This window comes from Rhodococcus sp. WB9, from assembly GCF_007558985.1.
In the GTDB taxonomy this organism is placed as follows: Bacteria; Actinomycetota; Actinomycetes; order Mycobacteriales; family Mycobacteriaceae; genus Rhodococcus_F; species Rhodococcus_F opacus.
In genome coordinates, this window is the sequence record NZ_CP041769.1 from 3,108,811 (window position 1) to 3,126,435 (window position 17,625).

Sequence of the window (17,625 nt, forward strand, 5' to 3'; positions counted from 1 at the left end):
CTGTTTACTCCGCGTTCGTCGCGGCGGCGCCGACCTTCGTGGTCCGGCGGCGACGACGCCGGCGGGGCTTGGAGGCACCCTCGCCGTCGGTGTCCCCGCTCGAAGCGGCGGATTCGGGTGCCGTCGGCTCCGGCGACACGGACTTGGGTCCCACGGAGTCCGCGGGGCGGCCACCACGGGTGCGGCGGCGGGTGCGGGTGCGGGCCGGACGCTCCGTGCGCTCGGCCTTCTCGCCCCGCTCGGAATCGGTGTTCTCGCTCTGCTCCGTGCCCGTCTTCTCGCTCGGCTCGGATGCGACCTTCTCCACCCGGGGGCGCTTGATCGTGCCGGTCGCGCCGGCCGGGATCGACAGCTCCTCGAACAGGTGCGGGGAGCTGGAGTACGTCTCCGCGGGATCGGGGATGCCGAGGCCGAGAGCCTTGTCGATGAGCTGCCAGCGGGGGATGTCGTCCCAGTCCACCAGCGTCACGGCGATGCCGGTGCGGCCCGCCCGGCCGGTGCGGCCGATCCGGTGGACGTACGTCTTCTCGTCCTCCGGGCACTGGTAGTTGATGACGTGGGTGACGTCGTCGATGTCGATACCGCGGGCCGCGACGTCCGTTGCGACCAGCACGTCGATCTTGCCCGTGCGGAACGCCTTCAGCGCCTTCTCGCGAGCAACCTGATTGAGGTCGCCGTGGACCGAGCCGACGGAGAAACCGCGCTCGGCGAGATCGTCGGCGACCTTCTGGGCGGTGCGCTTGGTGCGGGTGAAGATCATCGTCGCGCCGCGGCCGTCGGCCTGCAGCACGCGGGCCACCATCTCCGCCTTGTCGAGCGCGTGCGCCCGGTAGATGTGCTGGCTGGTCCGGTCGTGCACCGCCGAGTCGTCGGCCTGCTCGGCGCGGATGTGCGTCGGCTGGGTGAGGAACGTGCGGGCGAGCGTGATGATCGGACCCGGCATGGTCGCCGAGAACAGCATCGTCTGGCGCTTGTCCGGCACCATTCCGAGGATGCGCTCGATGTCGGGCAGGAAGCCCAGGTCGAGCATCTCGTCGGCCTCGTCGAGGACGAGGACCTCGACCTTGCCCAGGATCAGATGACCCTGGTTGGCGAGGTCGAGCAGACGGCCCGGGGTGCCCACGACGACGTCGGCGCCCTTCTGGAGCGTCGCGATCTGCGTCTCGTAGGGGCGGCCACCGTAGATGGCGAGGACCTCGAGCTTGTTCTTCTCGCCCTTCAGGTACTTCGCGGCGCCCTCGAGGTCCTTCGTGACCTGGATGCACAGCTCGCGGGTGGGGACGATGACCAGCGCGCGGGGAGTGCCGTCGAGTGCGGCCGTCCCGGTGGTGCCACTGGAGATGCGGTGGAGCAGCGGGACGCCGAAACCGAACGTCTTGCCCATGCCCGTGCGGGCCTGACCGATCAGGTCGTCGCCGGCGAGGGCGAGGGGGAGCGTCAGCTCCTGGATCGCGAACGTGCGCTCGATGCCGATCTCGTCGAGAGCGCGGACGATCTCGTCGCGAACTCCGAGCTCGGCGAAGGTCGGAGCGACGTGCGTGGAGTCGAGTTGCGCCGACAGCGTGGTCTCGGTTGCGTCGTCTTCATGGTCGACGGTGATCTTGCTCAGGGGACTGGCCTTCCTCGTAGCTGCACGCACGCACGAGGTAAGGGCCAGGCCGCTGGTCGGCCCGATTTCCCAGTCGACGCTCGTCGATGTCCTCTTCCGAGTCGATCCTGCCTCTGCCTCAGCGCAGAAATCGAAGATTTCGGCGAGGCGCGGCTGGGACCGTCGATCAGGTGCGCGCACATTATCGGTGGGAACCGCTGATCGGATCGTGATCGATCATCACTCAACCGCGTTCTCCGTGGAGGCGAACGTGGTGACGAGCGGTTGCCCATGATCATTGTAGCCGGAGAACGCCTCAAAACCGGTTACGCATGGCAAACATCACTGGCCGACACACTAGGCTGTGGCGCCATGGAGCCCAACACGCCTGCATCCTCCTCTTCCACCATTCCCGCTGATCACCCCGGCGTCAGTGAACTCTTCGCGGTCCTCGCGTACGGCGAGATCTCCGCGTTCTACCGGCTGTCCGAGGACGCGCAGATGGCGCGGACCCTGCAGGGCAAAGTGGCGCTCGCCAGCATGGCGGCCGCCGAGATGGGCCACTTCGAGATGCTCGAGAAGGCGCTGACCGCGCGTGGGTTCGACATCTTCGAGGCGATGGATCCGTTCGTCCGCGCCCTGGACAACTACCACGCGTCCACCACCCCGTCGACGTGGCTCGAGGCACTGGTGAAGGCGTACGTCGGTGACGGGATCGCCGCCGACTTCTACCGCGAGATCGGGCACTCGCTGCCCGCCGAGGTCTCGCGGACGGTCGAGGAGGTGCTCTCGCAGACCGGCCACTCGGAATTCGTCGTCCACGAGGTGCAGCAGGCGATCAAGGCCAGCAACCGCGACAAGGACCGCCTTATGCTGTGGGGCAGGCGACTGCTCGGCGAGGCCATCACCCAGGCACAGTTCGTCCTGGCGCAGCGGGAGGCGCTGACCGAACTCGTCATCTCCGCGTCCGGCGACCTCAACGGTGTCGTCGCGCTCTTCGATCGCATGCAGGAGATGCACGCCGAACGCATGGCCGTGCTCGGGCTCGTGTGAGGTGTGACGGCATGTTCGCTCAGGGCACAGCCCGCAGACGCGCACCGGCGGCGGCCGCTGCATTAGCCTTGCCAGGACAGCTGATGTTTCTCGGAGAGTTCGGAGGTTGACCGTGGAGGTCAAGATCGGTGTAATCGACAGCCCGCGTGAGCTCATCGTCAGCAGCGAGCAGACCCCGGACGAGGTCGAGACATTGGTCTCGGACGCCCTCACCGGTGGCGACGGGATCCTGTCTCTGCAGGACGACAAGGGACGCAAGTACCTCGTGCAGTCCAGCAAGATCGCCTACGTGGAGATCGGCCCGTCCGATATCCGCAAGGTCGGATTCGCGCCGACCAAGTGAACACACGAGAAAGGGCCCGCAGTCGACTCGACTGCGGGCCCTTTCTCGTGCACGGTGCTAGCGCTGTTCGGGATGCAGCGGCACGCGGGACAGACCGCCCCACGCGAGCGTGACCGTCGTGTCGACCGCTTCTTCCTTCGGGATCGGGCGCGCCGCCTCGAGCCAGTACCGCGCGGTGAACTGGCTGGCGCCGACCAGGCCGACAGCGAGGATGCGGGCGCGGTAGGGGTCGAGACCGGAGTCGTGGCTGACGAGGTCGAACACGGCGTCCACGCACGCCTCGGTGGCCTGCTCGACGCGGCTCTGCACCTGCGGTTCACCCATGAGGTCCGACTCGAACACGAGCCGGAATCCCTGCGAGTCGTTGTCGACGAAGTCGAAGAACGCCTGCACCGCGGCGCGGACACGCTGCTTGTTGTCCGTGGTCGAGCGCAGTGCCTGCCGGACGCCGGAGATCAGGCTGTCGACATAGCTCTGCAGCACCGCCACGTACAGCTCGAGCTTGCCGGGGAAGTGCTGGTAGAGGACGGGCTTGCTCACACCGGCGCACTCGGCGATCTCGTCCATACCGGCAGCGTGGTATCCGCGTGTGACGAAGACCTCGCTGGCTGCGGCGAGTAGCTGCAGTCGCCGGGCGTCGCGGGGGAGTCGCGTGCTGCGACGGGCCCCGGTGCCCTTTCCGGGGGTGGCATCGCGATCGGAGTTCGTCCGATCCGCGAGTTCAGTCATAGCGCTTCCAATCTGCACAAGTATTCCGCGTCACATTCTGTGTAACTGTGTGAACGATACCCGCGCGTAGTGAACCGTTCATGGTGGACTCGCTGGACTCGCCCGGTCAAGCATATTGCCTGACCGGTAACTGGGACCAGGTAGGGGGCGGGGGCGCCAGGTGATCCGGGTAGCCGCGACGTTGCGGATCGCATCCGCGTGACACGCCGAATGACCTGCGGACGGTGCGCTGGGACGAGGCGGTGCCGGACTGTGAGATTCTGGGCTGCGTGACTGACCGAGGAGGACCGCGTGTTCGCGGCCGGGCTCCCCAGAGCTCCGAGGACGGGGAGCGACGATCGCGCAGCATCGACCAGCGTGACGTCCGTCCCCGCGCTTCGCAGTCGGCACCGAAGGCGCAGTCGCATCAACCGCTCCGCGCGCAATGGGACCCGACCAGCCGCGACGTCGGCAGGCCCCGGAACCCGCGCCCCGAGCGGCAGGCGAGGAAGCAGAGTCGCATCGGCCGGTTCGTCTCCACCTACGGTTGGCGGGCCTACGCGATCCCGATCCTGCTGGTGGTCACCGTTCTCGTCGTGGTCGACGCGGTCCGGGACACCGGCGGTGGCAGCGAGACGACGGCCGAGACCGACACCCCCGGATTCGGCACCCTGTCCCGGGACACCGACGGTTCGAGCGTCATCGGGATCCCGCCGGAGGCCGACGGTAACTTCGCCGCCGAACTTCCCGCGGGCGCGCTGCCCGAGGGAGGTCCGTTCACGGCGGTCGGCGCTGGCACCTGGCACGTGGTTCCTGGAAGCGGGACCAAGGTCGGGCAGGGCACCGAACGCGAATTCACGTACAGCGTCGAGATCGAGGACGGGGTCGACACGTCCGGATTCGGCGGCGACGAGTCGTTCGGCCGGATGGTCGACCAGACGCTGTCGAATCCGAAGAGCTGGACGAAGGACCCGCGGTTCGCGTTCCGCCGCGTCGACCAGGGCGACCCCGACTTCCGGGTGTCGCTGACGTCGCAGATGACCATCCGCGAGGCGTGCGGCTACGACATCCAGCTGGAGGTGTCCTGCTACAACCCCGGAATCGATCGCGTCGTTCTCAACGAGCCGCGCTGGGTGCGCGGCGCCATCGCGTTCCAGGGCGACATCGGGTCGTACCGGCAGTACCAGATCAATCACGAGGTCGGGCACGCCATCGGCTACCAGGACCACCAGCCGTGCGAGACCGAAGGCGGCCTCGCGCCGGTGATGATGCAGCAGACGTTCGGGACGGCCAACAACGACATCGCGCAACTCGACCCCGAGGGAATCGTCCCGATGAACGGTCTGACCTGCCATTTCAATCCGTGGCCGTTCCCGAGGGCGTGAGCCGGGCCCGCCCCGCGCGACTGCCGGCGGGAGGGGAAGAATGGACCCCGTCGGAACGTTGAAGTCAATGCTGTCCGACACATCGGAAGCTGTCGCGCAATCGTCAGGAGTGGACCGTGTCGCTTGACCGTTCTGTGAAGACCACCGAGGCACTGCCGCCGCTGGTGGAACCGGACGCCGAACTTTCCCGCGACGAGGTGGCGCGGTACAGCAGGCACCTGATCATCCCGGACGTCGGCATGGCGGGGCAGAAGCGTTTGAAGAACTCGAAGGTCCTCGTCATCGGCGCGGGCGGCCTCGGCTCACCCGCTTTGCTCTATCTTGCGGCGGCCGGTGTCGGGACACTCGGCATCGTCGAGTTCGATGAGGTCGACATGTCGAATCTGCAGCGACAGGTGATCCATGGACGGTCCGACGTGGGCCGTCCCAAGGCAGAGAGTGCGCGCGACTCGATCCGTGAGATCAACGACAACGTCGACGTCCGGTTGCACGAGTTCCGGCTCGAGCCCGACAACGCCGTCGAATTGTTCGAGCAGTACGACCTGATCCTCGACGGCACCGACAACTTCGCCACCCGGTACCTCGTCAACGATGCCGCCGTCCTCGCGCACAAGCCGTACGTGTGGGGCTCGATCTACCGTTTCGAGGGCCAGGCGTCCGTGTTCTGGGAGGACGCGCCGAACGGTCGCGGCCTCAACTATCGGGACCTGTACCCGGAGGCGCCCCCGCCGGGCATGGTCCCGTCCTGCGCCGAGGGCGGGGTGCTGGGTGTGCTCTGCGCGTCGATCGGTTCGATCATGGCGACCGAGGCGGTCAAGTTGATCACCGGCATCGGGGAGTCGCTGCTCGGGCGACTGATGGTCTACGACGCACTCGACATGACCTACCGCACCATCACGCTGCGCCGGGATCCGGCGCGGACCCCCGTCACCGAACTGATCGACTACGACGCGTTCTGCGGCGTGGTGTCCGACGAGGGGCAGGCGGCGGCGGCCGGCTCGACCATCACGGCCACGGAGCTGCGCGATCTCCTCGACTCCGGCAAGGACATCGAACTGATCGACGTGCGCGAGCGGGTCGAGTGGGACATCGTGCACCTTCCCGGTGCGGTGCTGATCCCGAAGGACCGCATCCTGTCGGGCGAGGCGCTGTCGGAGCTTCCGCAGAACAAGCCGATCGTGCTGCACTGCAAGACCGGGGTCCGGTCGGCGGAGGCGTTGGCCGCGCTGAAGAAGGCCGGCTTCTCCGACGCCACGCATCTGCAGGGCGGCGTGATCGCGTGGGCGAAACAGGTCGACACCAGCCTGCCTGTCTACTGACCTTCGCCGTGGCGTGATTGCCCGTCCCCGGGCCAGCGCGCCTTGCGCTGTCCCCGGCCCACCCGGCGGTAGCGTTGAGTCCGTGAGCACCGGCCAACCCCCTCAACACGTGTGCTCCACGTTCGGCCTCCGGGAAGTCGAGCCCATCCCACTCGGTGCGGACTGGGACGGCGGGTGGCTCTGTGGAGACGTAGTCCTGTCAGCCGTCGCCGACCACGCGCGCGCCGCGTGGTCCGCCAAGGTCCGCGAGACGCTCGAGGTGGACGGGGTGCGGCTTGCGCGTCCCGTGCGGTCCACCGATGGCAGGTATGTGGTGTCCGGGTGGCGCGCCGACACGTTCATCGAGGGCACACCCGAGCCGCGTCACGACGAGGTCGTGTCGATGTCGGGTCGGCTCCACGCCGCGACCTCGCAGCTCGACCGTCCCCGGTTCCTCGTCCAACCCCCGGTCGCGCCGTGGGCGGAGGTCGACGTGTTCGTGGCGGCGGACCGGGCCGCCTGGGAGAAGATCCCGCTGCGCAGCGCGAAGGGTGCCGAACAGCTCGAGACGCCGTCCCCCGACGGTCGCAAGAGCCTGGAACTGATCACCGGGCTCGCGACGCTGCGCAAGCCCGTCACCAGCCCGGACCAGTTGGTGCACGGGGACCTGTTCGGTACCGTCCTGTTCGCCGGTGCCCTCGCGCCCGGGATCACCGACATCACCCCGTACTGGCGTCCCGCGTCGTGGGCGGCGGCGGTGGCCGTGGTGGATGCGATTTCCTGGGGTGGAGCCGACGAGGCCCTCATCGGCCGTTGGGAAGATCTGCCCGAATGGCCGCAGATGCTTCTGCGTGCGGTGCTGTTCAGGCTCGCCGTCCACGTGCTGCACCCCCGCTCGACCGCGGAGGCGTTTCCCGGACTCGCCCGCACGGCCGACGTGGTGCGCCTCCTCCTCTAGGTGAGCAGCTCCGCGAACAGATCGCGGGCGGCCGTGGTCGCGGCGGACTCGTCCCCGTCGACCACCGCCTGGATCAGACGCCCGTGCTCGTCGTGGAACCCCGCACCGGTCGCGTGCACGTGCCGGTCGACGGTCTGGGCGATCGAGGGCAGTAGCGAGTCGTAGAACTCCAGATACACGGCGTTGTGGCTCGCTTCGACGATCGCGCGGTGCAGGCTGATGTCCGCCGCGACGGCGGCCTCCGTGTCGGATTCGGCCCAGCACCGGGAGCGTTCGTCGAGGAGGTTCTGCAGGCGAGCGACGTCGTCCGGGGTGCGGCGCCGGGCGGCGAGGGCGGCGGCGGTGACGTCGAGCGCCTGCCGCAGTTCCGTGACGTCGCGCTCGTGCGCGCCGGCGAAGTACTTGCCGAGTGTGCCCCCGACATCGGAGGTGGCGACGACGTACGTGCCGGATCCCTGCCGCCGTTCGAGCAGCCCGGTGTGGACGAGCGCCTGCACTGCCTCGCGGACGGTGTTGCGTCCGGTTCCGGTGAGGTCGGACAGCGCGGTCTCGGTGGGGATCCTCTCGCCGACCGCCCACCGACCACTGCAGATCTCGTCGCGCAGCTGCTCGGTGACCTGTGAGATCAGACTCGAACGGCGCACGGGTTTTCCAAAGGTCATCCTGTCATCCTATGATTTATCTCGTGACTCTTCTACGCGGCCGCCTCCTCGTCTTCTGTGCGATCGCCATGTCTGCCCTCGTGCTGAGGCTGGCGGTCACCTCGTTCACCCCGCTGGCCTCGCAGATCCGGGAGGACATCGGGTTCTCACCGACCGTCGTCGGGGTGTTCGGGATGGTGCCGACGGCAATGTTCGCGCTGTTCGGACTGGGAACGCCGCTGATCGCCAAGCGGTGGGGCCTGGAACGGACCGCCCTCGTCGCGATGCTGATGGCCGCGGTCGGCATGCTCACGAGAGCCCTGATGAGCGACACCTGGTCGTTGCTGGCACTGTCGGCGCTCGCGCTGGCCGGCATGGGCATCGGCAACGTGGTGATTCCGCCGCTCGTCAAGCGTTACTTCTCCGACCGGCTGGCCGTGATGAGCTCGGTGTACATCGTCGGCGTGCAGATCGGCACCATCGCGCCCGCCTTCGTGGCCGTCCCGCTCGCCGAGGCCTTCGGCTGGCGGTTCTCGATCGGCGTCTGGGCGCTCCTCGGCTTCGCCGCGGCGGTCCCGTGGATTTTCCTTCTCACCCGCGAACGACGTCGCGCCGTGGTCGTGACCGCGCAACCGCCCGCGGACGTGCCGGCCGACCGTCCCCACGGGAAGGCCTGGCGATCGCCCGTCGGCTGGGGAATGGCCGGCATGTTCGGGATGACGTCGATGATCACGTACTCGATGTTCACCTGGATCCCCGACATCCTGTCCGACGCCGGCGCGAGCGAGGCGTTCGGGGGAGCCATGGTGGGTCTGTTCTCGTTCATGGGTCTCGTCGCGGCGTTCGGGGCCCCCACGCTGTGTGCCCGGATGCGCAACCCGTTTCCGATCGTGATCGGGTGTGCGGTCTGTTACCTCGTGGCCTTCAGTGGACTGCTGCTCGCCCCGATGAGCGCGCCCATCCTGTGGATCGTGCTGCTCGGACTCGGGCCCAGCACGTTCCCGATGTCGCTGACGCTGATCAATCTCCGCACGCGCAGCCACATCGGCTCGGCGACGCTGTCCGGTTTCACCCAGGGAGTGGGTTACGCCGTCGCGTGCCTCGGGCCGTTACTGTTCGGGGTGTTCCACGATGCCTCCGGCGGGTGGACCCTGTCGTTCGGATTCTTGACGTTCGGTGTGGTGATCCTCCTCATCGCAGCGTTCCAGGCGTGCAAGCCGCGCATGCTCGAGGACAGCTGGCACGTCGATTCCGAGCCTGAGGACGCTCTTCGACACGCCTAGGAAACATGCAGGAAACCTCACATCGGCCTGGCTGAAAAGTGAGGATCAGTTGACGTTGCGGTCACCGACCGCAGCACCGCCGCAACACCGGTTTTCTACCTTTGGGTCTCCCACACAACGAGGAGGCCCGGGTGAAGAAGCACTACATCGAGCACTGGGACGCGGAAGACGTCGACGCCTGGGAGGCGGGCGGCAAGGACATCGCCAAGCGGAACCTGATCTGGTCGGTGGTCGCTGAGCACGTCGGCTTCTCCGTCTGGTCGATCTGGTCCGTCATGGTGCTGTTCATGCCGACCGACATCTACGGGATCGACGCGGCGGGCAAGTTCTTCCTCGTCGCGGTCCCGACCCTCGTCGGCTCGATTCTGCGCATCCCGTACACGGTGGCGACGGCCCGTTTCGGCGGCCGCAACTGGACCGTCTTCAGTGCCCTCGTCCTGCTCGTGCCGACGCTGTTCACCCTGTACCTGATGATGAACCCCGGCGCGTCCTACACGACGTTCATCCTCGTGGCCGCACTCGCCGGCGTCGGCGGCGGCAACTTCGCCTCGTCGATGACCAACATCAACGCGTTCTACCCGCAGCGACTCAAGGGCTGGGCACTCGGCCTCAACGCCGGCGGCGGCAACATCGGCGTCCCGATGATCCAGGTGATCGGCCTGCTCGTGATCGCCACCGTGGGTAACACGGAGCCCTGGATCGTCTGCGCCGTCTACCTGGTCTTCATCGCCGTCGCCGCGGTCGGCGCCGCCCTGTTCATGGACAACCTCGGCAACCAGAAGTCCGATCTCCGGTCGATGGCCAAGGCGCTGAAGTTCTCCGACTCGTGGGTCATCAGCTTCCTCTACATCGGCACGTTCGGATCGTTCATCGGCTTCAGCTTCGCGTTCGGCCAGGTCCTGCAGATCAACTTCCTCGCCGGTGGCGCCACCCCCGCCGCGGCCGCGCTGCACGCCGCGCAGATCGCCTTCATCGGACCGCTGCTCGGCTCCATCGCGCGGCCGATGGGAGGCAAGCTCGCAGACCGCATCGGCGGCGGCAAGATCACGCTCTACACGTTCGTCGCGATGGCGCTCGCCGCCGCAGTGCTGGTCACCGCCGGCACCGTCGACGACGGCACGCCCGGCGCGGCCACGGCCGGAGTGCTGGCGGCGTTCGTGTTCGGCTTCATCACCCTCATCCTGCTGGCGGGCATCGGCAACGGCTCGGTCTACAAGATGATTCCGTCGATCTTCGAGGCCAAGGCGCAGGGACTCGAGGGACTGAGCCGGGACGCCAAGGCGGCGTGGTCGCGCGCGATGTCCGGCGCCCTCATCGGGTTCGCGGGCGCTATCGGCGGCCTCGGCGGTGTCGGCATCAACCTGGTGCTGCGCGCGTCCTACGGCGGCACCGCGAAGTCGGCGACCATGGCGTTCTGGGTGTTCCTCGCCTTCTACATCGCCTGCATCTTCGTCACCTGGTTCGTCTTCCTGCGCCGCCCGTCCGTCACTCGTGGGCTCACCGTCTCCGACGGCGACGACGAAAAGGTGTCGGTCTCGGCGTGACCTCACGCAGTACCGCATGAACTCGAGTAATTCAGCTAGAAGGAGCGACGGCATGAGCCGCAAGTCAGCAGTGGTCATCGGGCACGGAATGGTCGGACATCGATTCGTCGAGGCGTTGCGTGCGCGCGACGAGTCGGACGACTGGTCGGTGACGGTGCTCTGCGAGGAGCCCCTCCCCGCGTATGACCGGGTGGGACTGTCCTCCTATGTGGGGGCGTGGGACCCCAAGGAGCTTGCGCTCGCGGGTAACGACTACCCGGACGACGCCCTCGTCGATCTCCGGATCGGCCGCCGGGCCGCGACCATCGATCGGGAGTCCCGCAAGGTCACCACCGATTCGGGTGAGGTAGTCGCGTACGACGCTCTCGTGATGGCCACCGGTTCGTACCCGTTCGTGCCGCCGATCCCCGGGCACGACCGGCCGGAGTGCTTCGTGTACCGCACGCTCGACGACCTCGACGGCATCCGGAAGCGTGCCGACGCGGCCGGACCCGGCGCCGTCGGTGTCGTCGTCGGCGGTGGCCTGCTCGGACTCGAGGCCGCGAACGCCCTCAAGTTGATGGGCATGACACCGCACGTCGTCGAGTTCGCGCCCCGGCTGATGCCGCTGCAGGTGGACGAGGGCGGCGGAGCGCTGCTCGCCAACCTGGTCACCGACCTGGGTCTCACCGTCCACACGGGTGTCGGCACCGCGGGCATCACCGAGGGTCCGGACGGGATCAGCGTCGAACTGTCCGACGGTTCGGTGATCGAGGCCGCGCTGCTGGTGTTCTCCGCGGGTGTGCGGCCGCAGGACCAGCTGGCCCGCGACGCCGGACTCGAGGTCGGTGAGCGGGGCGGGATCATCACGGACCTCGGCTGCCGCACGTCGGACCAGAACATCTACGCGGTCGGCGAGTGCGCCGCGGTGGAGGGACGGTGCTACGGCCTCGTCGCTCCCGGTTACACCACCGCGGAGATCGTCGCGGACCGGTTGCTGGGCGGAGCGGCGGAGTTCCCGGGCGCGGACCTGTCCACCAAGCTCAAGCTGATGGGTGTGGACGTCGCCAGCTTCGGCGACGCGCACGCTCAGGCGCCCGGAGCCCTGGAGGTGGTCCTGAGCGACGCCGCCAAGGGCACCTACGCCAAGCTCGTCGTGTCCGACGACGCGAAGACGCTGCTCGGCGGCATCCTCGTCGGCGACGCCTCCGCGTATGCGTCGCTGCGCCCGCTCGTCGGACGTGAGCTGCCGGGCGATCCGGCCTCGCTGATCTCGCCGGCGGGGGAGAAGCCCGGCGCCGGGTCCCTGCCCGACGACGCCGAGGTGTGCTCCTGCAACGGCGTCACCAAGGGTTCGATCTGCGGTGCCATCGCCGACGGTGCCTGCGACATCGCGCAAGTCAAGAGCTGCACCAACGCGGGAACGACGTGCGGCGGCTGCCTGCCGACCATCAAGCAGCTCCTCGCGTCGTCCGGCGTGGTGATGTCCAAGGCGCTGTGCGAGCACTTCGAGCAGTCCCGCGCCGAGCTCTTCGAGATCGTGCAGGCGACCGACACGCGCACGTTCTCCGCGCTGATCTCGAAGTACGGGAAGGGTTCGGGCTGCGACATCTGCAAGCCCGTCGTCGCATCGATCCTCGCGTCCACCGACTCGGACCACATCCTGCACCGCAACCAGGCGGGTCTGCAGGACACGAACGACCACTTCCTGGCCAACATCCAGAAGAACGGCACCTACTCCGTGGTGCCGCGGATGCCCGGCGGCGAATGCACCCCCGAACAGCTCATCGTCATCGGCGAGGTGGCCCGCGACTTCGGCCTGTACACGAAGGTCACAGGCGGTCAGCGCATCGACCTGTTCGGCGCCCGCGTCGAGCAGCTGCCCGCGATCTGGAAGCGTCTCGTCGATGCGGGCATGGAGTCCGGTCAGGCCTACGGCAAGTCGCTGCGCACCGTGAAGAGCTGCGTCGGATCCACCTGGTGCCGATACGGCGTGCAGGACTCCGTCGGTATGGCGGTCGACCTCGAGAACCGGTACCGCGGCCTGCGGTCCCCGCACAAGATCAAGTTCGGCGTGTCGGGCTGCGCCCGCGAATGCGCCGAGGCCCGCGGCAAGGACGTCGGCGTCATCGCCACCGAAAACGGCTGGAACCTGTACGTCGGCGGCAACGGCGGCCAGTCTCCGAAGCACGCCCAGTTGCTCGCCGGTGGGCTCGACGACGAGACCCTGGTCCGCTACATCGACCGGTACCTCATGTTCTACATCCGCACCGCGGATCGTCTCCAGCGCACCGCGCCGTGGGTCGATTCCCTCGAAGGCGGGCTCGACCACCTCAAGGCCGTGGTGTGCGAGGACAGTCTGGGCATCGCCGCCGATCTCGAGGCGGCCATGGCCAAGCACGTTCTGGGATACAAGGACGAGTGGGCGGGCGTGCTCGAGGACCCGGAGAAGCTGTCGCGGTTCGTGTCGTTCGTCAACGCGCCCGAGGAGGCCGATCCGACCGTCTCGTTCGACGACACGGGCGTCCGGAAGGTCCCGGTGTTGATGGGAATGCCGAAATTCGCAGCTTCTACACCGGAGTAATCCCCGCTTAACGCTGCGGAAACACCGACCCCGAACGATGTATCCAAGCACGGATACACACCAGCCCGAAGGAGGACTGTGATGACCGTCGTCGACATGAACGTGCACAGTGCCAGTGGAACCAGGCGTGAAAGCGTCCAGTCAGGCCGTCTCGAATGGACGTCCGCGTGCCCGCTCAGCCAGCTGATTCCCGGTCTCGGGGTGGCGGTGCTGCTGCGGGGCGGGGAGCAGGTGGCACTGTTTCTCCTCGAGGACGGATCACTGCGCGCCGTGGGCAACATCGACCCGTTCGGGCGCGCGGCCGTGATGTCCCGCGGCCTCGTGGGTGACCGCGCCGGCGAGCCCACCGTGGCGTCGCCGCTGCTCAAGCAGGTGTTCTCGCTGGTCGACGGACGCTGCCTCGACGACGAGTCGGTGCGGCTGCCGGTGTACGACGTGCGGGTGTGGGCCGGCGTCGTCCAGGTTCACAGCACGAACGCGTGAACGACGACACGCCGCTGTGCGGGTTCACGATCGGAATCACGGCGTCCCGGCGTGCGGAAGAGTTCGCCACGCTGCTGACGCGGCGCGGTGCCACCGTGGTGCACGCCCCGGCCATCCGCATCATCCCGCTGGCCGACGACACAGAACTCGAGCGCGTCACGCGCCAGATCATCGACAACCCGCCGGAGATCGTCGTCGCGACGACGGGGATCGGCTTCCGCGGCTGGATGGAGGCCGCGGACGGCTGGGGCGAAGCGGAGGAGCTGGGCCGGGCACTGGCCTCGAGCCGCCTGCTGGCCCGCGGACCCAAGGCGAAGGGCGCGATCCGGGCCGCGGACCTGCGGGAAGAGTGGTCACCCGCCTCGGAGTCGTCGGCGGAGGTGCTCGATCACCTGCTCGGTGAGGGCGTCGAAGGCAAGCGCATCGCGGTCCAGTTGCACGGTGCCACCACGGAATGGGAGCCGGTCGCGGACTTCTGCGAGGTGCTCCGCTGTGCGGGCGCCGACGTGATCGCCGTCCCCGTCTACCGGTGGACGCCGCTCGAAGACCAGGCCCCGATGGACCGGATGATCGAACTGATCGCCTCCGGCGGGCTCGACGCGGTCAGCTTCACCAGCGCACCGGCGGTGGCCTCACTGCTGACCCGCGCCAAGGAGACCGGAATGATCGAGATGGTGCTGCACTCGTTCCGGCACCGAGTTCTCGCGGCCTGCGTGGGACCGGTGACCGCGGGACCGCTGCGCGAACTCGAGGTGCCGACGACGATGCCGGCGCGCTCGCGGCTGGGGGCACTCGCCCGGCACATCGCCGACGAGCTGCCGAGGCGGGCGAACAAGATCCAGACCGCCGGGCACGAATTGAGCATCCGGGGCGGCTGCGTGGTCGTCGACGGCGAGGTGCGGCAGCTGCCCCCCGCTGCGATGTCGCTGATGCGCACGCTCGGCGCCCGGCCCGGCCGGGTCGTTCCCCGCGACGAACTGCTGGCGGCACTGCCCGGTGGCGGCGGCGACACCCACGCCGTCGAGACGGCCGTGGCCAGGCTGCGGGCGTCCCTGGGTGCACCGAAAGCCGTCCAGACGGTGGTCAAGCGGGGATACCGCCTCGCTCTCGATCCCGTCGACTGCGTCGATTCACGTGAGGAGGGACAGCAATGAACGAGACAGCACTGGTACTGGTGGCACACGGCACGCGGAGTCCGCGGGGCGTGGAGATGATCGCCGCGCTCGCCGACGCCGTCGCCGAGCAGGTCGGACCCACCCGGGTCTCCTTCGTGGACGTTCTCGGGCCGTCGCCGGCCGAGGTACTCCGCGACATCACCGGGCCCGCCGTCGTGGTCCCGGCGTTCCTCGCGTCGGGCTACCACGTCCACACCGATGTTCCGCGGGAAGTCGCGGACAGCGGTCACCCCTCGGTGGCCGTGACCCGGGCGCTGGGACCGGACCCCGTTCTCGCCGAGGTCCTGCTGCGGCGCCTCGTCGACGCGGGCTGGCGGCCCGGCGACGCGGTCGTGCTCGCCGCGGCCGGCTCGTCCGACCCGCGGGCCCTGCGCGACGTCCGGCGCGCCGCGGCGCTGCTGTCGGAACTCATGGCGTCGCGGGTCCGGATCGGCTACGTGGCGACGGCGCGGCCGCGCGTCCCCGACGTGGTGGCCGGATTGCGCGCGGACGGCGAGAAGCGCGTGTTCGTCGCGTCGTATCTCCTGGCCCACGGACTGTTCCACGCGCGTCTCGCCGATGCCGGTGCGGACGGAGTGGCCGAGCCGCTCGGTGTCGATCCGGCCATCGTCGGCCTCGTGGCAGAGCGCTACCGCAGCGGAATTCCGGCCGCACAGCGCACCCTGTCGTTCCAGCGCTGACCCGTCAGCGCGGGAGCGGCACCAGCTCTGCCAGATCCCCGTCGGCCGCGCCCGCCGGGACCAGCGCCAGCGCTTCGCGGTCGATGAGGCCCGCGAGATGCGCGGTCCGGACTCCGGGGTCGACGCGCCACGTGCCGTCCGGTTGCGGGACGGCGGGCAGGATCCGGGTGGCGTCGCCACTGACCTCGGACGCATTCGCGATACGCGCCAGCTGACGCGGTGCCGGAGTGCGACCCGTGAGTGCGGCCGCGATGGACGGAACCGTGGTCAGGAGCGTCGCGACCGCGGCGTACGGGTTTCCGGGCAGCCCGAGCACCACGCGTCCGTCCGGCAAAAGGGCGGTCACCTGCGAACCGCCGGGGCGGCACCGCACCCTCCCCACCACGATCCGGGCCTCCGCCCGGTCGAGCGCCGCACGCAACTGGTCGGCCGCGCCGCCGCCGGTCGCCCCGACGATCACGATCAGGTCGGGCCGGCGGACTTCCCGGAACAGTTCGTCGAAGCTGTCGGACGTGTCCCGTAGGTGCGTGTCCGCGACCGTCCGGATGCCGCACCACAAGAGGAACTGGGGGAGAACGGGTCCCAGAGCGTCCCGCGTCTGCCCTCGTCGCAGCGGACCTTCCCGCCGGATCTCGTCTCCCGTCACCACCACGTGCGCGCGGACGGGGCCGCGGACCCCCGCGGTGGTCACCTCCGCGCTCGCGGCGGCGGAGACGAGTGCGGGCGTGACGGCCGTGCCCTCCACGGCGAGCCGGTACCCCTCGTGCCAGTCCTCGCCGCGCCGCCGCGCGTCGTCGCGCACGGGGGCGTCCTGGCTGCGAGACAGTCGCGGTCCCTCGGAAGTGTCTGTCGCCACGGCGAATTCGTCCCGCACGACGGCGGTGGCGCCGCTGGGGAGGTGCGCACCAGTTGCGATCCGGGCCGCCTCGCCCTCCGCCAGCTCGAGTTCCTCGGAGCTTCCCGCGTACCGGATGTCACCGCGCAGCAGCCACGGACCGTCGCCCGCGACGGCGTATCCGTCCATGGCGGAGACGGCGATGCGCGGCAGAGCCTCGGCGGCGAGCAGCGGCTCGGCGAGGGTGGCGCCGAGCGACGTGCCGAGCGCCGCGGACCGCGGTGGGAGCGGGGGGACCGCGGTCAGGATCGCGTCCCTGGCCTCGGCGATCGTGACCGGCGCCGCCGCGGCCCTGCTCCGGGCCCGCTCGACGTCCGCCGGTGTGTCGCAGTCGGTGACCCCGCGGAAGAGGACCGTGTCGAACGTGTCCGGAACGAGCGCCTTCATGGGCTGATTGACCGCCGACCCGAGCGAGCGCACGCGGTCGGTCAACGCGCCGACACGCCACGCGGACAACAGGAACTGCAGGCGGCCCGACTCGTCGACCGCGAACACGGTGTCGGCGTCCTGCACGGCGGCGGCGAGGGCCTCCACCATCGCGGGTTCCGCGAACGGCAGGTCCGACGCGAGCAGTATCACCCGGTCTCCCGGTTCGGCGTCGAGCACCGCCAGTCCGGCGGCCACCCCCGCGACCGGCCCGGCGCCCGGTGGCGTCTCCTGCGTCTGGAGCACCGTCGAATCGAGGTCGGCGCGCCGTGGTCCCACGACGACGATGCGTTCACAGTCGTCGACGGCGTCGAGCGCGGTGTCGAGCATCCGGCGTCCGCCGACCACCACGGCCGGCTTGTCGACGCCGCCCATCCGAGTGGCTCGTCCACCGGCGAGGACGATCGCGTGAACGGGTGCGGCAGAGTTCATTCCCTCATGCTGCCGCACATCCTCAGTCGCTGTGCAGGTGGCTGCGCGGGGGTCCGGCGAGGCCGGACCGTCCGCCGTGCGCCGTGCTGACACAGAGCCAGGCCACCGACGCCAGGCTGAGGGTCAAGAGGATTCCAATTATCAGCATGTATCGATTGTCGGTGCAAAGT

The 17,625-nt window shown here is 68.9% G+C and carries 16 protein-coding genes; 11 read left to right on the top strand and 5 right to left on the bottom strand.

Annotation, left to right across the window (positions count from 1 at the left end):
• Positions 1-4 precede the first annotated feature (4 nt).
• Positions 5-1,639 (bottom strand): DEAD/DEAH box helicase, encoded by a 1,635-nt coding sequence (locus FND50_RS14330; protein WP_005259710.1) that lies wholly within the window; start codon positions 1,637-1,639, stop codon positions 5-7.
• A 321-nt stretch (positions 1,640-1,960) separates the two neighbouring features.
• On the opposite strand from FND50_RS14330, the gene FND50_RS14335 reads away from it, so the two are divergent.
• Positions 1,961-2,641: a ferritin-like fold-containing protein gene (locus FND50_RS14335; RefSeq protein ID WP_144286172.1), complete on the top strand. Its 681-nt coding sequence runs from the start codon at positions 1,961-1,963 to the stop codon at positions 2,639-2,641.
• Positions 2,642-2,753: 112 nt separating this feature from the next.
• Entirely contained in the window at positions 2,754-2,984 is a 231-nt protein-coding gene (locus tag FND50_RS14340) for a DUF3107 domain-containing protein (protein ID WP_005259708.1), read from the top strand.
• A 57-nt stretch (positions 2,985-3,041) separates the two neighbouring features.
• On the opposite strand, the gene FND50_RS14345 is transcribed toward FND50_RS14340, so the two are convergent.
• On the bottom strand, positions 3,042-3,713 hold the full coding sequence (locus FND50_RS14345; protein WP_005259707.1) for a TetR/AcrR family transcriptional regulator: 672 nt from the start codon (positions 3,711-3,713) through the stop codon (positions 3,042-3,044).
• A 224-nt stretch (positions 3,714-3,937) separates the two neighbouring features.
• Between FND50_RS14345 and FND50_RS14350 the strand changes: the two genes are divergently transcribed.
• From FND50_RS14350 to FND50_RS14360, 3 genes are all read left to right on the top strand, one after another.
• Positions 3,938-5,077, top strand: a complete 1,140-nt coding sequence (locus tag FND50_RS14350; protein WP_005562509.1) for a DUF3152 domain-containing protein — start codon at positions 3,938-3,940, stop codon at positions 5,075-5,077.
• Between the two features lie 134 nt (positions 5,078-5,211).
• Positions 5,212-6,396 (top strand): adenylyltransferase/sulfurtransferase MoeZ, encoded by a 1,185-nt coding sequence (gene moeZ / locus FND50_RS14355; protein WP_144289055.1) that lies wholly within the window; start codon positions 5,212-5,214, stop codon positions 6,394-6,396.
• Between the two features lie 82 nt (positions 6,397-6,478).
• Entirely contained in the window at positions 6,479-7,333 is an 855-nt protein-coding gene (locus FND50_RS14360) for a TIGR02569 family protein (protein WP_005562508.1), read from the top strand.
• On the opposite strand, the gene FND50_RS14365 is transcribed toward FND50_RS14360, so the two are convergent.
• On the bottom strand, positions 7,330-7,995 hold the full coding sequence (locus FND50_RS14365) for a FadR/GntR family transcriptional regulator (RefSeq protein ID WP_144286173.1): 666 nt from the start codon (positions 7,993-7,995) through the stop codon (positions 7,330-7,332). The two genes, FND50_RS14360 and FND50_RS14365, sit on opposite strands and share 4 nt — an antisense overlap.
• 11 nt (positions 7,996-8,006) lie before the next feature.
• On the opposite strand from FND50_RS14365, the gene FND50_RS14370 reads away from it, so the two are divergent.
• The 6 genes from FND50_RS14370 (at position 8,007) to FND50_RS14395 (ending at position 15,702) form a co-directional block, all read left to right on the top strand.
• A complete protein-coding gene (locus tag FND50_RS14370; protein ID WP_005562506.1) occupies positions 8,007-9,257 on the top strand; it encodes an MFS transporter in 1,251 nt (416 codons plus the stop codon).
• A gap of 131 nt (positions 9,258-9,388) precedes the next feature.
• The gene (locus FND50_RS14375) at positions 9,389-10,801 is read left to right on the top strand and encodes an MFS transporter (protein WP_144286174.1); all 1,413 of its coding nucleotides are present in this window, start codon (positions 9,389-9,391) and stop codon (positions 10,799-10,801) included.
• Between the two features lie 52 nt (positions 10,802-10,853).
• A complete protein-coding gene (gene nirB / locus FND50_RS14380; protein WP_144286175.1) occupies positions 10,854-13,364 on the top strand; it encodes a nitrite reductase large subunit NirB in 2,511 nt (836 codons plus the stop codon).
• 81 nt (positions 13,365-13,445) lie between these two features.
• Complete coding sequence (gene nirD, locus FND50_RS14385) at positions 13,446-13,847, top strand: nitrite reductase small subunit NirD (protein WP_005574158.1); 402 nt, start codon at positions 13,446-13,448, stop codon at positions 13,845-13,847.
• Positions 13,844-15,001: a uroporphyrinogen-III synthase gene (locus FND50_RS14390; RefSeq protein WP_005259684.1), complete on the top strand. Its 1,158-nt coding sequence runs from the start codon at positions 13,844-13,846 to the stop codon at positions 14,999-15,001. Before nirD ends, FND50_RS14390 begins: the two co-directional genes overlap by 4 nt.
• Positions 14,998-15,702, top strand: a complete 705-nt coding sequence (locus tag FND50_RS14395; RefSeq protein WP_144286176.1) for a sirohydrochlorin chelatase — start codon at positions 14,998-15,000, stop codon at positions 15,700-15,702. The genes FND50_RS14390 and FND50_RS14395 overlap by 4 nt, the downstream gene beginning before the upstream one ends.
• A gap of 4 nt (positions 15,703-15,706) precedes the next feature.
• Here FND50_RS14395 and FND50_RS14400 read toward each other — a convergent pair whose 3' ends face one another.
• Together FND50_RS14400 and FND50_RS36750 are read right to left on the bottom strand one after the other, a co-directional pair.
• Positions 15,707-17,455, bottom strand: coding sequence for an NTP transferase domain-containing protein (locus FND50_RS14400; protein WP_120659288.1), 1,749 nt, complete (start codon positions 17,453-17,455; stop codon positions 15,707-15,709).
• A 22-nt stretch (positions 17,456-17,477) separates the two neighbouring features.
• Positions 17,478-17,603 carry a hypothetical protein gene (locus tag FND50_RS36750; protein WP_260850984.1) on the bottom strand — a complete coding sequence of 42 codons (126 nt, stop codon included), beginning with the start codon at positions 17,601-17,603 and terminating at the stop codon, positions 17,478-17,480.
• Positions 17,604-17,625: the final 22 nt, after the last annotated feature.